Raw genomic sequence first — 14,814 nt, forward strand, 5'->3', positions numbered from 1 at the left:
AGAGCCAAGCCAGAGAAACGAGTCGAAGGAGACCACCATGGAAGGCGCCCGTCCCGTCCGCGCACCGCGCGGCACCCAGCTCACCGCCCGCTCCTGGGCCACCGAGGCCCCGCTGCGGATGCTCATGAACAACCTCGACCCCGAGGTCGCCGAGCGCCCCGACGACCTCGTCGTCTACGGCGGCACCGGCCGCGCCGCACGAGACTGGCGCAGCTTCGACGCCATGGTCCGCACCCTCACCGACCTGCGCGAGGACGAGACCATGCTGGTCCAGTCCGGCCGCCCGGTCGGCGTCATGCAGACCCACGAGTGGGCGCCGCGCGTGCTCATCGCCAACTCCAACCTCGTCGGCGACTGGGCGACCTGGCCAGAGTTCCGCCGGCTCGAGCAGCTCGGGCTGACGATGTACGGCCAGATGACCGCCGGCTCCTGGATCTACATCGGCACCCAGGGCATCCTGCAGGGCACCTACGAGACGTTCGCCGCGGTCGCCGCCAAGAAGTTCGACGGCACCCTCGCCGGGACGCTCACCCTCACCGGTGGGTGCGGCGGCATGGGCGGCGCCCAGCCGCTCGCCGTCACCCTCAACGGCGGGGTATGCCTCGTCGTCGACGTCGACGAGGCCCGGCTGCGCCGTCGGGTCAAGAGCCGCTACCTCGACGAGGTCGCCGACTCCCTCGACGCCGGCATCGAGCGGGCGCTCGCCGCCAAGGAGGCCCGCGAGGCCGTCTCGATCGGCGTCGTCGGCAACGCCGCCGAGGTCTTCCCCGAGCTGCTGCGCCGCGGGGTCGCGATCGACATCGTGACCGACCAGACGTCCGCGCACGACCCCTTGTCCTACCTGCCGACCGGCATCGACCTCGCCGACTGGCACGACTACGCCGAGAAGAAGCCGGAGGAGTTCACCGACCGGGCACAGGAGTCGATGGCGCGGCACGTCGAGGCGATGGTCGGCTTCCTGGACGCCGGCGCTGAGGTCTTCGACTACGGCAACAGCATCCGTGACGAGGCCCGCCAGGGCGGCTACGACCGGGCCTTCGAGTTCCCCGGGTTCGTCCCGGCATACATCCGGCCGCTGTTCTGCGAGGGCAAGGGCCCGTTCCGCTGGGCCGCGCTGTCCGGCGACGAGAAGGACATCGCCGCCACCGACCAGGCCGTGCTCGACCTCTTCCCCGACAACGACCACCTGCAGAAGTGGATCCGGGGCGCCCAGGACAAGGTCGCCTTCGAGGGGCTGCCCGCGCGGATCTGCTGGCTCGGCTACGGCGAGCGGGACAAGGCGGGCGTGCGCTTCAACGACATGGTCGCCTCCGGCGAGGTCAGCGCCCCGATCGCCATCGGCCGGGACCACCTCGACTGCGGCTCGGTGGCGAGCCCCTACCGCGAGACCGAGGCCATGGCCGACGGCTCGGACGCCATCGCCGACTGGCCGCTGCTCAACGCCATGGTCAACACCGCCTCCGGCGCGTCCTGGGTGTCGCTGCACCACGGCGGCGGCGTCGGCATCGGCCGCTCGCTGCACGCTGGGCAGGTCAGCGTGGCCGACGGCACCGACCTGGCCCGGCAGAAGCTGGAGCGGGTCCTGACCAACGACCCCGGCATGGGCGTCATCCGGCACGTCGACGCCGGCTACGACCGTGCCGACGAGGTGGCCGCCGAGCGCGGCGTGCGCGTCCCCATGCGGGAGGGCGACTGACATGAGCACCACCATCCGGCCCGACGACGTGCCGGACACCGCAGTCCCCATGTGGAAGTTCTTCGTCCTGTCCGCCATCGGCGTCGTGATGTTCTTCGTGCCGGTCACGATCGGCGGGCGCAGCACGATCCCGCTGGACCACATCGTGTCCTGGCTGCGCGAGGCGATCCCCGGCGTCCTGCCCTGGTATGCCCTCGCCCTCATCGCGGCGGGTGCCGTCTACCCCTGGGTCACCGGGTCCTGGCGGCGGAGCACGACCGACGCCGTCTTCGCCGTCGCTCGCGTCATCGGTCTGGTCGTCGGGGTGATGCTCGTCCTCGAGGTCGGGCCGGCGTGGCTCTTCGCCGAGGGCATGGGGCCGTTCCTGCTGAACGCCCTGGTCATCCCGGTCGGGCTGCTCGTGCCGATCGGGGCGGTCTTCCTGGCGCTGCTCGTGGGCTACGGGCTGATGGAGTTCATCGGGGTGCTCGCGCGACCGCTCATGCAGCCCGTCTTCCGCACCCCCGGCCGCTCGGCGATCGACGCCGTCGCCAGCTTCGTCGGGTCCTACTCGCTCGCCCTGCTCATCACCAACCGGGTCTACCTCGACGGGAAGTACACCCGGCGCGAGGCCATGGTCATCGCCACCGGCTTCTCCACCGTCTCGGCGACCTTCATGATCGTCGTCGCGAGCGCGCTGGACCTCATGGACCACTGGACGGTCTACTTCTGGTCCACCCTGCTCATCACCTTCGTCGTCACCGCGATCACGGTGTGGATCCCGCCGCTGTCGCGCATCCCGGACGAGACGGCGCCCGGCGTGGAGCACCAGCCGGAGCAGCCGACCGAGGGCGGCCGGTTCGCGACCGCGTGGCGCGAGGCCAGGCATACCGTCGCGGCGGACCCGGGCCTGCTGCGGACGGTCCGGTCCACCTTCCTCGACGGGCTCCGGATGGCCATGGCGATCCTGCCGAGCATCCTGTCGATCGGGCTGCTGGGCCTGGTGCTCGCCGAGTTCACGCCGGTCTTCGACTGGCTCGGCTACGTCTTCTACCCCATCACCTGGGCGCTGCAGATCCCCGAGCCGCTGCTCGTCGCCAAGGCCGCCGCGCTGGGTGTCTCGGAGATGTTCCTCCCGGCCGCGCTCGTCGCGGAGTCCGCGATGTCGGTGAAGTACGTCGTCGCCGTGGTGAGCGTCAGCCAGATCATCTTCTTCTCCGCCATGGTGCCCTCCCTCGTCGGCACCCAGATCCCGGTGTCCATCCCGCGGCTGCTCGTCGTCTGGTTCGAGCGGGTATGCCTGAGCCTGGTCCTCGCGATCCCGGTCGGGCTGCTGCTGTTCTGAGACGCGAGGGACGCTACCCGCCGGTACGTTCGGCGCATGGGCAACGTCGCAGTGCAGCACCTCGGTGCCGAGGAGTTCATCTCGTTCACGACCTTCCGCCGCAACGGCGAGCCGGTGCCGACACCGGTGTGGGTGGTGCCGCTGCGCGACGGCGAGCGGGTCGGGTTCTACACGACGATGGGCACCGGCAAGACGAAGCGGCTCCGGCATACCTCGCGGGTCACGGTGCAGCCGTGCGGTCGGACCGGGACGCCTAAGCCGGGCACCGAGCCGGTCGAGTCGACCGCCGAGATGGTGCAGGGCGGCCAGGACTTCGACGAGGTGCAGGCCGCGGTCCGGGCGAAGTACGGCTGGCAGACACGGGTCTTCCGGCTGGTCGGCAAGCTCTCGCAGCGGGGCAAGGACCTGCGCTACGGCGACACCGTCGTGCTCGTCACCCCGGGGGTCGTGCCCGGCTGACCTGTGGACGGCCGTCGCGCACCGTCCCGGGCGAGCATGCTGGACGTCATGACGGGGGAGGGGCACGATGGAGAGCATGAGCATGACCGAGGTCGGCATCTACACGGTCGAGGACCTGTATGCCTACCGCGAGCAGCGGGACGACATGACGATCCAGCTCATCGAGGGTGAGCTGGTCGTGTCTCCCGGTCCGAGCATCATCCACCAGGCCGTCAGCAGCGAGCTGCACGTCCTGCTCCACGCAGCCTGTCCGCCCCACCTGCGGGTGCTGGCCGCACCGCTGGACCTGCGGGCCGGCGAGCGCAGCATGATCCAGCCCGACCTCATGGTGATCCCCCGGGAGATCCGCCAGGGCGGACAGGTCGAGGCCCCACCGGTCCTCGCCGTCGAGATCCTGTCGCCGTCGAGCCGCCGGACCGACCTCGTCGCGAAGCCGCACGTGCTCGCCCGCTTCGGCTGCCCGCACTACTGGGTGGTGGACCCGGAGGCGCCGGGCATCCGGGTCTACCGGCTGGTGGGCGACGCCTACGAGTCCGGCGAGGTCGTCATGGGCGACGCGGCGTTCCGCGTGACCGACCCCTTCGAGGTGTCCTTCCGGCTCTCCGACCTCACCCGCTGATCCGCAGCGGGTGTGCCGCCGGCCGGTCAGTCGGTGACGTCCGCCACCTGCGCGCCGAGAGCCGTCAGCGCGGCCTCTGCGTCGAGGGTCACCGCGACGCCGTGCGCGCCCGCCCCGAGCGAGATCTGGCGTCCTTGCTCACCGGCGAGGCTGGCGTCGGCGACGACGGGCCAGGCGTTGGTCGAGCCGAAGGGCGTGATCGTGCCGCGCTCGTAGCCGGTCGCCTCCTTGGCCGTCCCGGCGTCCGGCATGGAGAGCCTGTTGACGCCGAGCAGCGACCGGAGCTTGGGCCAGGCGATCTCCCGGTCGCCCGGCACGAGCACGAAGAGGTAGTCCTCCTCCCCGCGCCGCACCACCAGGGTCTTGACGATGTCGCGCGGCTCGACGCCACGCACCTGGGCCGCCTCCTGCAGGCTCCCGACCCGGCCGTGGCGGGTGACGGCATACTCGAGCCGAGCCGCCTCCAGCGCGGCCAGGGCGCGTTCCTCGCTCATGGGACCGAGGGTATGCCCCGCGCGCGCGATGGCATCTGGGTCCTGTCGTGTCTGATATCCGAGACGACGACGACAGCTCGGCACTGTCAGCGCCCGCCGCCGGACACCTAGGGTCGGGACCGTGAGCACCGCAGCCGCCCTTGCCGCCTTCGACCGCATGTGGGCCGACCTCGACCCGGTGGGCCGGGTCGGCAGCGGCGGCTACCGCCGGTTCGCCTGGACCCGCGAGGACGCGATGCTGCGGGAGTGGTTCGCCCAGGAGGCGGCCGCACGCGGGCTCGATCTGGTCGAGGACCGGGTCGGCAACCAGTGGGCCTGGTGGTGGGACGGCCCCGGCACCGTCGATGACGCGGTGCGGGCTGGGCATACCGGTCTCGTCGTCGGCTCGCACCTGGACTCCGTGCCCGACGGCGGCGCCTTCGACGGGCCGCTGGGGGTGGTCAGCTCGTTCGCGGCCCTCGACCTGCTGCGCAGCGAGGGGGTCGCGCCCACCCGGCCGGTCGCGGTGGCGAACTTCGTGGACGAGGAGGGCGCGCGCTTCGGGATCGCCTGCGCCGGGTCGCGGGTGCTCACCGGCGCGCTCGACGCAGACCGGGCCCGGGCGCTGACCGACTCCGACGGCGTGAGGTATGCCGAGGCGCTCGCCGCGGTGGGCCGCGACCCGGCCGACCTGGGGCGGGACGAGGAGACGTTGGCGCGCGTCGGCGCCTTCGTCGAGCTGCACGTCGAGCAGGGCCGGGCGCTGGTCGACCTCGACGCACCGGTCGCGGTGGCGAGCGACATCTGGCCGCACGGCCGCTGGCGCTTCGACGTCCCCGGCGAGGCCAACCACGCCGGGACCACCCGGCTGGAGGACCGCCGGGACGCGATGCTCGGCTATGCCGACCTCGTGCTGGCGGCCCGCGCGGGCGCCGCCGAGCGGGGCTGCGTCGCCACCGTCGGCAAGGTGGCGGTCACCCCGGGCGGCGTCAACGCCATCCCCTCCCACGTCACGGGGTGGCTGGACGCGCGAGGACCGGAGGAGGACCAGGTGGAGGCGCTCGTCGCCGAGCTCGAGGAGCGGGCGGGGCGGCACGGTGCCAGCCTCACCCGCGAGTCCTGGACGCCGACCACCCGCTTCGACGGGGCGCTGGCCGACCGGCTGCGCCGAGTCCTCGGCAGCGCGGACGAGCTCAGCGTGCCCGTGCTCGGCACCGGGGCGGGGCACGACGCGGGCATCCTCGCGGGAGCGGGCATACCCACCGCGATGCTCTTCGTGCGCAACCCGACCGGCGTCTCGCACAGCCCCGCCGAGCACGCCGAGGCCGCCGACTGCCACGCCGGCGTCGAGGCGCTCGCGGCGTGCGTGACCGACCTTGTGAGCGAGCAGCCGTGAGCACCGCCTTCCACGCGCGGCACGCGCACCTGCCGACCGGCGTCGCCGCCGACGTCCGCATCACGGTCCAGGACGGCCGGATCACCGGGGTGGAGACGGGCATACCGCCGCAGGACGGGGACCACCGGCTGCCCGGCGTCGTCCTGCCCGGCCTGGCCAACGCCCACAGCCACGCCTTCCACCGCGCGCTCCGGGGTCGGACGCACCACGGGGGCGGCACGTTCTGGTCCTGGCGCGAGACGATGTATGCCGTCGCAGCCCGGCTCGACCCGGACCGCTACCTCGCCCTGGCGCGCGCGACCTACGCCGAGATGGCGCTCGCCGGGATCACGGCGGTCGGGGAGTTCCACTACCTCCACCACGGGCCCGGCGGGAAGCGCTACATGGACCCCAACGTCATGGGGAAGGCGCTGGTGCAGGCCGCCGCCGACGTCGGGATCCGGCTGACGCTGCTGGACACCTGCTACCTCGTCGGCGGTCTCGACGGCGCCGGTCACCGGGAGCTGGAGGGCGCGCAGCTGCGCTTCGGCGACGGCGACGCACGGACCTGGGCGCTGCGCGTGGACGACCTGCGCGACCACACCGACGGCGGGCCCGCGCACCTGCGGGTCGGTGCCGCGATCCACTCGGTGCGCGCCGTGCCCCGCGACCAGCTCGCGACCGTGGCTTCGTGGGCGCGCACCGCGCCCGCGACCCTCGACCGGACAGCGCCTCTGTCAACACCCCCCACGTCCGGTCGCGGGGAGGGCGGGCGGCCGGTGCACGTGCACCTCTCGGAGCAGCCCGCGGAGAACGACGTGTGCCTCGCCGCGCACGGGCTCACCCCCACCGGTCTGCTCGAGGCCGAGGGCGTGCTCGGGCCGGACCTCAGCGCGGTGCACGCCACCCACCTCACCGACGAGGACGTCGCGCTGCTCGGCCGGCACCGGTCGTATGCCTGCTTCTGCCCCACCACCGAGCGCGACCTCGCCGACGGGATCGGTCCCGCCCGCGCCCTGCGCGACGCCGGGGCGCGACTGTCCCTCGGCTCGGACCAGCACGCGGTCATCGACCTGCTGGAGGAGGCCCGGGCCCTGGAGATGCACGAGCGGCTCGACAGCCTCGAGCGGGGTAGGTTCACGCCCGTCGACCTGCTGGCGGCGGCCACCGCGCACGACAGCATCGGCTGGCCGGACGCCGGGCGCATCGAGGTCGGCGCGCGGGCCGACCTCGTCGCCGTGCGCGACGACACCGTCCGCACCGCCGGCACCGACCCCGGTCAGGTCGTCCTCGCGGCGACCTCGGCCGATGTCGACACGGTCGTCGTCGACGGGCGGGTGGTCGTGCAGGACGGGCGCCACCGGCTGGGCGACGTCGGGCGCCTGCTGTCCGAGGCCATCCACCCGCTGGTCGCACCGACCGACTGATCGCGGCACGAGAGGATCGACCCATGAGCATGCTCATCACCGGCATCAGCGAGCTGTCCACCTGCGACGACGGTCAGGAGGAGCGAGCAGCCACCTCGGAGGAGGCGGCGCTCACCCGCGGCCTCGGTGTCGTCCGCGACGCCGCCGTCGTCCTCGGTGGCGGCGGCGAGGACTCGGCGCCCGTCGTGGAGTGGATCGGCCCGGCCGAGCAGGCACCGGCCGCGGACTGGGCGATCGACCTCGGCGGCAAGGCGGTCCTGCCCGGCTTCGTCGACAGCCACGCCCACCTCGTCTTCGCCGGCGACCGCTCGGCCGAGTTCGCCGCCAGGATGACCGGGCAGCCTTACGACGGCGGCGGCATCGCGGTGACGATGGCGGCGACCCGCGAGGCCGGGGACGCCGAGCTGCGCGACCTGCTCGCCCGGCGCGTCGCCGAGATGCGCTCCCAGGGCACCACGACGGTGGAGATCAAGAGCGGCTACGGGCTCGACGTCGAGCACGAGGTGCGGGCGCTGCGACTGGCGCGCGAGGTCACGCCGGAGACGACCTTCCTCGGCGCCCACGTCGTGCCGCCGGACCGGAGGGAGGACGGCGGGCGGGAGGCATACCTCGACCTCGTCTGCGGCGAGATGCTCGCCGCCTGCGCGCCGTATGCCCGCTGGATCGACGTCTTCTGCGAGCCGGCGAGCGCGCACGCCTTCGACGGCGAGGAGAGCCGGCGCGTGCTCGAGGCGGGTCGGGACGCCGGCCTGGAGCTGCGGGTCCACGGCAACCAGCTGTCGCACGGCCCGGGCGTGCGGCTCGCGGTCGAGCTCGGCGCCGCCAGCGTCGACCACTGCACCTTCCTCGCCGACGAGGACGTCGACGCGCTGGTCGGGAGCGACACCGTGGCGACCCTGCTGCCCGGCGTGGAGTTCTCCACCCGGCAGCCCTACCCGGACGCCCGCCAGCTCCTCGACGCGGGCGTCGACGTCGCCCTGGCGACCGACTGCAATCCCGGCACCTGCCACTCCTCCTCGATGCCGCTGATGATCGCGCTCGCGGTCCGGGAGATGGGGATGACGCCCGCCGAGGCGGTGCGGGCCGCCACCGTCGGCGGGGCGCGCGCGTTGCGCCGGGACGACGTCGGCCGCATCCGCGTGGGCCGACGCGCCGATCTCGCCGTGGTCGACGCGCCCAGCGTGCTGCACATCCCCTACCGCGTCGGGGTGCCGATCGTGCGTGCCCTGGAGGTCTGAGCAGTCCCGACGTCAGACCACGGGGGGACGTGAAGGGCGACCGCGGTATGACGCGGGCCGGCTGCCGCAGCGCCTAGTGTCGGACCGTGGACCAGACGGTGCAGGGACCCCGCCAGCGAGCTGCGGACGCGTGGCGCCGGGCGCGTGACGTGCCCTGGCTGCCCGACGCCGCGCTCGTGGGTGTGCTGCTGTTCTTCCTGCTCTTCCTCGGCGCCGGGCTGGGCAGCCCGGCCTATCTCGTGCTGAGCGTGCTGCAGATCGTGCCGCTGCTGTGGCGGCGCAGGCGTCCGCTTCCGGTGGCGCTGGTCGTGGCCGGTGGCTGCGCCCTGCAGGTGGTCTTCATGGACACCCCGATGCCCGCGAACCTGGCCGTGCTCATCGCGGTCTACAGCGCTGCGGCGTTCGGCACCCGGCGCGACTCCCGCCTCGTGCTCGCGCTCGGTCTGCTCGGTGCTGTGGTGGCAGCGCTGGACTGGGCGGCGTCGCTCTACGACGGGGTGGGCTACTTCCTCGCCATCGCCGCGGTGCAGGCCGTCTTCATGGCCTGCTTCGTCGGGGTGGCCTGGGCCCTGGGGGACGTCATGCGGCGACGCCGCGAGGTGGTCTCCCGGCTGCAGGAGCAGAACCGTGCGCTCGCTCGCGACCAGGCGCAGCGTGCCCGGCTCGCGGCCCAGGACGAGCGCGCCACGATCGCGCGGGAGATGCACGACGTGGTGGCACACTCGCTCGCGGTCGTGGTGGTGCAGGCGGACGGCGGTCTCTATGCCGCGCGGCAGGCGCTCTCGGGCGGCACCGGCGAGGCGTCTGATCAGGACCGGCAGCGGGCCGCGCTGGAGCAGGCCGCCACGACGCTGGAGACCTTGGCCGAGACCGCGAGGGCGTCGCTGGCGGACACCCGGCGCCTGGTGGGGGTGCTGCGCGACCCCGGGTCGGACCCGGAGTATGCGCCGCTGCAGGGACTGGCGCACCTGGACGACCTGGTGCAGCGGGTGCGCGCCTCGGGGGTCGACGTCTCCATGCACGTCCGCGGCGAGGTGGACGGACTGTCGACCGAGGCCGACCTGGCGGCCTACCGCGTCGTCCAGGAGGCCCTGACCAACGCCATGAAGCACGCCGGTCCGGACGCCGCGGTCGACGTCGACGTCCTGCGCGCGCCCGGGGTGCTGATGATCCGGGTCACCGACGACGGCCGCGGGTCGGACGGGCAGACCCCCGACGGCGAGGGCAACGGGCTGCACGGGATGCGCGAGCGCGTCGAGGTGCTCGGCGGCACCGTCCACGCCGGGCCGCGACGGCAGCGCGGCTGGGAGATGGTCGCGACCTTCCCGCTCACGCCATCTGACACCACGACCACGGAACGACCCGGCACCGCTGCGGTGCCGGACCGAGTGCCTACCCCAGGAGACGACCGATGACCGATGCCCCCACCCGACTCTTCCTCGTCGACGACCAGGAGCTGATGCGAGCCGGGTTCCGCATGGTCCTCGACGCGCAGGACGACATGACGGTCGTCGGGGAGGCGGGGGACGGCGTCAGCGCCCTCGAGGCCATCGCGCAGACCCGGCCGGACGTCGTGCTCATGGACATCCGGATGCCGCGGATGGACGGGGTCGAGACCACCCGGCGCCTGCTGACGGACGCCCCGGCCGACCGGACGCTCAAGGTCCTGGTGCTGACCACCTTCGACCTGGACGAGTACGTCTTCGCGGCCCTGCGCGCGGGGGCCTCCGGCTTCCTGCTCAAGGACGCGGGACCGGCCGAGCTGCTGGCGGCGATCCGGGCGGTGCACCAGGGTGACGCCGCGATGGCGCCGTCGACGACCCGTCGCCTGCTCGAGCGCTTCGTGCCGGACCTCCCGGACGCCCAGGGTGAGCAGGAGGGGGCGGCGAGCCGCCGCGCGGCCGCGGCCCGGCTGGAGTCGTTGACCGAGCGGGAGCGCGAGGTGCTCGAGTCCGTCGGGCGAGGGTTGACCAACACCGAGATCGCCGCCGAGCTCTACCTCGCCGAGGCGACGGTCAAGACGCACATCGGGCGGGTCCTGGCCAAGCTGTCGCTCCGCGACCGGGTGCAGATGGTCATCACGGCCTACGAGACGGGCCTCGTCGGCCGCCCCGAATAGCCACCGGGCGACGCTCGGTCATACCTGGGGCGGAGGGACGGGGGCGCAGGTCGAGACCTGGGGCTGACGCCGGGGGCGACGTCCGCTCCCTAGCGTCGCCGGTATGACATCCACGACACATCGACAGAGCGCCGCCGAGGCGCACCCGGGCCGGCGGATGGCCGCCAGCGCGGTCGACCTCACCAAGACCTACGGACGCGGCGAGGCCGCCGTCACCGCCCTCGACCGCGTCTCGGTCGGCATCGAGGCAGGCCGGTTCACGGCCATCATGGGGCCGAGCGGCTCGGGCAAGTCCACCCTCATGCACCTGCTCGCGGGGCTGGACACCCCCACGTCCGGTCGGGTCCACCTCGGCGAGCACGAGCTCACCTCGCTGTCCGACGCACAGCTGACCCGCCTGCGCCGCGACTCGGTCGGCTTCGTCTTCCAGGCGTTCAACCTGCTGCCCGCGCTCACCGCGCGTCAGAACCTCCGGCTGCCGCTGGAGCTCGCCGGCCGCGACACCGACGCGGCCTGGGAGAAGACCGTCGTGGACGCCCTGGGACTCGCAGGACGGCTCGACCACCGGCCCGGGCAGCTCTCCGGCGGGCAGCAGCAACGGGTCGCCCTGGCCCGCGCGCTGGTGACCCGGCCGGCCGTCATCTTCGCCGACGAGCCCACCGGTGCCCTCGACTCCACCACGGGAGCCGAGGTGCTCGACCTGCTGCGCCGGTCGGTGGACGAGTGGGCCCAGACCGTCGTCATGGTCACCCACGACCCGACCGCCGCCGCCGTCGCCGACCGGGTGCTCATGCTGGCCGACGGCCAGATCGCCGGAGAGCTGCACCACCCGGACGCGGACGCCGTGCTGGTGGCCGTGCGCGACCTCGGGAGGGCCTGATGAGCGCCCGCTGGATGGTCGCCGGGCTCGCCTCGCGCACGCGCCGACTCGTCGCTGCCGCGATCGCCGTCGTCATCGGCGTCGGCTTCCTCACCACGAGCACGGTGGTCGTGGCGACCTCGCAGGCGGCGCTGGAGGATGCCGTCGCGGCCGGGCTGCGCGAGGCGGACCTCGTCGTCACGGGGGAGGAGGAGCTGGTGCCGGCGGACGTCGTGGAGCAGGTGTCCGCGCTCGACGGGGTCGACCGGGTGACCGGCGACGCCACGGCCTGCACCGAGCGGGCCGGGGACTACTTCCCGGGCACGACGCTCCCGGTGGAGGGCGCCACCCTGCTGTCCGGCGAGCTGCCCGACGACGTGGGGGAGATCGTCGTCACCCCTGCTGTCGCGGAGGGTGCCCTGGCCGAGGGCGAGACCACCACCATCACGGGCGCCCCGGACGAGGAGGGCAACCCGGGTGGGGCGCACGAGGTGCGGGTCGTCGGCGTCGTCGACCCGGGCCCGGTCCATCCCCTGACCTATGGCGCGGGCTACATGGCCTCGGAGCAGACCCTGGGTGAGCTGGACCCGATGCTCGCCTACCGACAGGTGGTCCTCGACCTCGCCGAGGGCGCGGACGCGCAGGCCGTGCGAGCCGACCTGGACGCGCTCCTCGACGGGCAGGAGGTCACCACCGGACCGGAGGCCGCCCAGGCGGCCGTGACCGGGCTCACCGGAGGCACCGCGGTGCTGGGCGCGGTGCTCGTCGGCTTCGGCGGCGTGGCACTGCTGACCGCGGCGCTCGTCATCGCCAACACCTTCACGATCACGCTGGCCCAGCGCACCGCGGAGCTGGCCCTGCTGCGGTGCGTCGGCGCGACGCGCTCGCAGGTCCGGCGCTCGGTGCTCCTGGAGGCGGTGCTGCTGGGCGTCGTCGCCTCGGTCGTCGGCGTCCTGGGCGGCATCGGGCTCGCTGCCGGGCTGCTGACGCTGGCCCGTCGCCTCGACCTGGCCCTCCCGCTCGGCGCCGGGCTCGAGGTGGGCCTGACCTCCCTGCTCCTGCCGCTGCTCGTCGGCGTCGCCGTGACCGTGCTGTCCTCGCTGTGGCCGGCCGCCCGCGCGACCCGGGTCTCGCCGCTGGCCGCCCTGCGGCCGCTGGACGAGCCTGCCGGGGGTCGCCGCACCCCTGTCCTCCGGGTCGTCCTGGCGCTGCTGCTCCTGGCCGGCGGGACCGGCCTCATGGTGCTCGGGGCCGTGCAGCGCGAGGTCGTCCTCGGAGTGCTGGGAGGGGTGGTCTCCTTCGCCGGGGTCCTGCTCGCGGCCGTGCTGGTGGTCCCGGCGGCCGTCCGCGGACTCGGTGTCGGCGCCCGCGTCGCAGGCGTGCCCGGTCGCCTCGCGGTCTCGGGTGCGGTGCGCAACCCGGGCCGCGCCGCGTCCACCAGCGCCGCCCTGCTCGTGGGCGTCACCCTTATCACCATGACGTCGGTCGGAGCGGCGACCGGTCAGCGGACCGCGCTCGGCGAGATCGACAAGGAGTATGCCGTGGACCTGCTCGTCGACGCCGCCCCGGAGGTCGGCTCGGAGGTCGGCTCGGACGAGCCGCAGCCCACCACGCCGGTCGACCCCGACGTGGTGCAGCGGCTCGCCGAGGTCGACGGGATCGGCGCGGCCGTGCCGGTCGAGACGGCATACCTGCGGCTGGGGGAGATCCAGGGCACGAGCCGGGCGGTCGGACTGGACGCCGAGGCGGGGGCTCAGGTGCTGCGCAGCGAGGAGCTCGTCGCCGCCCTGCAGCCGGGCATCATCGGGCTCGGCGACCTCGAGCTCGCGATCCACGAGGTGGCCGAGGGCGACACCCTCACCGTCTCCGGCGCCGGGGGCGAGCGCGAGCTCCGCGTCGTCGAGCTGGGCGTCGGCGGCGGTCGCCTCACCCTGCACCCGGACGACCTGGATGCCCTGGCCGGGCCGACGGCTGGTCAGGGCACGGTGCTCATGCGGCTCGACGAGGGTGCGGACGTGGTGGCGACGATGAACGCCGTCTCGGACCTCGCCGACGAGGGCGGCCTCGACGTGGACGGTGCGGCCGGGCTGCGGGCCCAGATCGTGCAGATCCTCGACGTCATGGTGCTGGTCGCGACGGCGCTGCTCGGTGTCGCCGTGGTCATCGCGGTCGTCGGCATCGCCAACACGCTGTCGCTGTCGGTGATCGAGCGACGCCGCGAGCACGCCCTGCTGCGCGGGCTCGGCCTCACGCGGGGGCAGATGCGGCTCATGCTGACCGTCGAGGGCGTGCTGCTGGCCCTGGTCAGCGCCGGCCTCGGCCTGGTCCTGGGTGTGGGGTATGCCGCGCTGGGGATCCAGACGCTGATGCCGCAGGGCACCACGGTCACCCTCGACGTGCCGTGGGCGCGGGTCGCGCTGATCCTCGGGGTCGCCCTCGTGGCGGGCGCGCAGGCGAGCGTCCTGCCGGCTCGCCGGGCCGCGCGGGTCAGCCCGGCGGAAGGGTTGGCGACGACGTAGGACGTGGCGCGACCCGCGTCCGGGTGGGTGCGCGACTGCAGGGGTTGTGCCGCCCGCCAGCGCGATTCCACGACATACCCGCTGCAGTCGCGCCTTCCGGGCGCGTGATCAGCGCCGGGTGAGCTTGTAGTGCAGCCGGACGGCCGGTGCGGACCACATCCGCAGCGTGTGGTCGGTGCGCAGGACGCCCTCGTCGTCGACGTGGACCCGGAAGGTCTCGTGGATCGGCACCCGGGCGGCGTGCGTGCCGCGTTCGTCGACGACGACGCAGGCGCCGTCCTGGCCCCACCGCCCGGCCGGGGAGGGAGCTCCAGACCCCCGCCGGGCAGCAGGCGTGGTCCCAGGAAGACCTGGACGTTGCCGGCCTCGGGCGGGAAGGTGACGTGGACGCTCGGGCGGGCGCTGCCGGGCAGGGACCGGGTGGCGTAGCACCCGCTGGAGACCACCTCACCGGTAGAGCGCAGGGTCCGCACCCAGGCGGCACCGCGCTGCCGCCCCTGCCCGTCGGTGAGGACGGTGATGTGGCTGTCCATGCCCCGGGCCACGTCGAGCGGACGGGTCGGCAGGGCGAGCTGCTGCACCCTGCGCGCCAAGAGGCGGGACACGAGCTCGCCACCAGGCAGGAAGAGCGGGTTCCACTGGGTCCAGACCTCCATGCGCCACGCGGACGTGTGCTCGTAGAAGTCGCGGATCTCCGGGCGCAGCT

The 14,814-nt window shown here is 73.7% G+C and carries 13 protein-coding genes; 11 read left to right on the forward strand and 2 right to left on the reverse strand.

The annotated features are described in order from the left end of the window. The first annotated feature begins 37 nt into the window (after positions 1-37). The 4 genes from hutU to BJF86_RS07640 all read left to right on the forward strand — a co-directional run bounded on the left by hutU (position 38) and on the right by BJF86_RS07640 (position 4,098). Positions 38-1,696 (forward strand): urocanate hydratase, encoded by a 1,659-nt coding sequence (gene hutU, locus BJF86_RS07625; protein WP_075817867.1) that lies wholly within the window; start codon positions 38-40, stop codon positions 1,694-1,696. Position 1,697: 1 nt separating this feature from the next. Next, complete coding sequence (locus BJF86_RS07630) at positions 1,698-3,020, forward strand: YjiH family protein (protein ID WP_075817869.1); 1,323 nt, start codon at positions 1,698-1,700, stop codon at positions 3,018-3,020. Positions 3,021-3,056: 36 nt separating this feature from the next. After that, a complete protein-coding gene (locus BJF86_RS07635; protein WP_075817871.1) occupies positions 3,057-3,479 on the forward strand; it encodes a PPOX class F420-dependent oxidoreductase in 423 nt (140 codons plus the stop codon). A 76-nt stretch (positions 3,480-3,555) separates the two neighbouring features. After that, positions 3,556-4,098: a Uma2 family endonuclease gene (locus BJF86_RS07640; protein ID WP_158068391.1), complete on the forward strand. Its 543-nt coding sequence runs from the start codon at positions 3,556-3,558 to the stop codon at positions 4,096-4,098. 26 nt (positions 4,099-4,124) lie between these two features. On the opposite strand, the gene BJF86_RS07645 is transcribed toward BJF86_RS07640, so the two are convergent. Further along, positions 4,125-4,592, reverse strand: coding sequence for an aminoacyl-tRNA deacylase (locus BJF86_RS07645; RefSeq protein ID WP_075817875.1), 468 nt, complete (start codon positions 4,590-4,592; stop codon positions 4,125-4,127). 121 nt (positions 4,593-4,713) lie between these two features. On the opposite strand from BJF86_RS07645, the gene BJF86_RS07650 reads away from it, so the two are divergent. From BJF86_RS07650 to BJF86_RS07680, 7 genes are all read left to right on the forward strand, one after another. Beyond that, positions 4,714-5,967, forward strand: a complete 1,254-nt coding sequence (locus tag BJF86_RS07650) for an allantoate amidohydrolase (protein ID WP_237768124.1) — start codon at positions 4,714-4,716, stop codon at positions 5,965-5,967. Beyond that, positions 5,964-7,373, forward strand: a complete 1,410-nt coding sequence (locus tag BJF86_RS07655; RefSeq protein ID WP_075817877.1) for a formimidoylglutamate deiminase — start codon at positions 5,964-5,966, stop codon at positions 7,371-7,373. The genes BJF86_RS07650 and BJF86_RS07655 overlap by 4 nt, the downstream gene beginning before the upstream one ends. Before the next feature lie 23 nt (positions 7,374-7,396). Beyond that, complete coding sequence (hutI, locus tag BJF86_RS07660) at positions 7,397-8,611, forward strand: imidazolonepropionase (RefSeq protein ID WP_075817879.1); 1,215 nt, start codon at positions 7,397-7,399, stop codon at positions 8,609-8,611. A gap of 86 nt (positions 8,612-8,697) precedes the next feature. Beyond that, positions 8,698-10,026 (forward strand): sensor histidine kinase, encoded by a 1,329-nt coding sequence (locus tag BJF86_RS07665; RefSeq protein WP_075817881.1) that lies wholly within the window; start codon positions 8,698-8,700, stop codon positions 10,024-10,026. After that, complete coding sequence (locus BJF86_RS07670; protein WP_075817883.1) at positions 10,023-10,730, forward strand: response regulator transcription factor; 708 nt, start codon at positions 10,023-10,025, stop codon at positions 10,728-10,730. Before BJF86_RS07665 ends, BJF86_RS07670 begins: the two co-directional genes overlap by 4 nt. Positions 10,731-10,833: 103 nt before the next feature. Next, positions 10,834-11,610 (forward strand): ABC transporter ATP-binding protein, encoded by a 777-nt coding sequence (locus BJF86_RS07675; protein WP_075817885.1) that lies wholly within the window; start codon positions 10,834-10,836, stop codon positions 11,608-11,610. Then, positions 11,610-14,108 carry an ABC transporter permease gene (locus BJF86_RS07680; RefSeq protein WP_075817887.1) on the forward strand — a complete coding sequence of 833 codons (2,499 nt, stop codon included), beginning with the start codon at positions 11,610-11,612 and terminating at the stop codon, positions 14,106-14,108. Before BJF86_RS07675 ends, BJF86_RS07680 begins: the two co-directional genes overlap by 1 nt. Before the next feature lie 108 nt (positions 14,109-14,216). On the opposite strand, the gene BJF86_RS19355 is transcribed toward BJF86_RS07680, so the two are convergent. After that, entirely contained in the window at positions 14,217-14,339 is a 123-nt protein-coding gene (locus BJF86_RS19355) for a hypothetical protein (RefSeq protein ID WP_269087267.1), read from the reverse strand. Positions 14,340-14,814 lie beyond the last annotated feature (475 nt).

This window comes from Serinicoccus sp. CNJ-927, from assembly GCF_001942435.1.
GTDB lineage: Bacteria > Actinomycetota > Actinomycetes > Actinomycetales > Dermatophilaceae > Ornithinicoccus > Ornithinicoccus marinus.

Bases quoted from the DNA above. Each gene is read 5' to 3' on its own strand.
- hutU (WP_075817867.1), top strand. From the start codon at position 38: ATGGAAGGCGCCCGTCCCGTCCGCGCACCGCGCGGCACCCAGCTCACC.
- BJF86_RS07630 (WP_075817869.1), top strand. From the start codon at position 1,698: ATGAGCACCACCATCCGGCCCGACGACGTGCCGGACACCGCAGTCCCC.
- BJF86_RS07635 (WP_075817871.1), top strand. From the start codon at position 3,057: ATGGGCAACGTCGCAGTGCAGCACCTCGGTGCCGAGGAGTTCATCTCG.
- BJF86_RS07640 (WP_158068391.1), top strand. From the start codon at position 3,556: ATGAGCATGACCGAGGTCGGCATCTACACGGTCGAGGACCTGTATGCC.
- BJF86_RS07645 (WP_075817875.1), bottom strand. From the start codon at position 4,592: ATGAGCGAGGAACGCGCCCTGGCCGCGCTGGAGGCGGCTCGGCTCGAG.
- hutI (WP_075817879.1), top strand. From the start codon at position 7,397: ATGAGCATGCTCATCACCGGCATCAGCGAGCTGTCCACCTGCGACGAC.
- BJF86_RS07670 (WP_075817883.1), top strand. From the start codon at position 10,023: ATGACCGATGCCCCCACCCGACTCTTCCTCGTCGACGACCAGGAGCTG.
- BJF86_RS07675 (WP_075817885.1), top strand. From the start codon at position 10,834: ATGACATCCACGACACATCGACAGAGCGCCGCCGAGGCGCACCCGGGC.
- BJF86_RS07680 (WP_075817887.1), top strand. From the start codon at position 11,610: ATGAGCGCCCGCTGGATGGTCGCCGGGCTCGCCTCGCGCACGCGCCGA.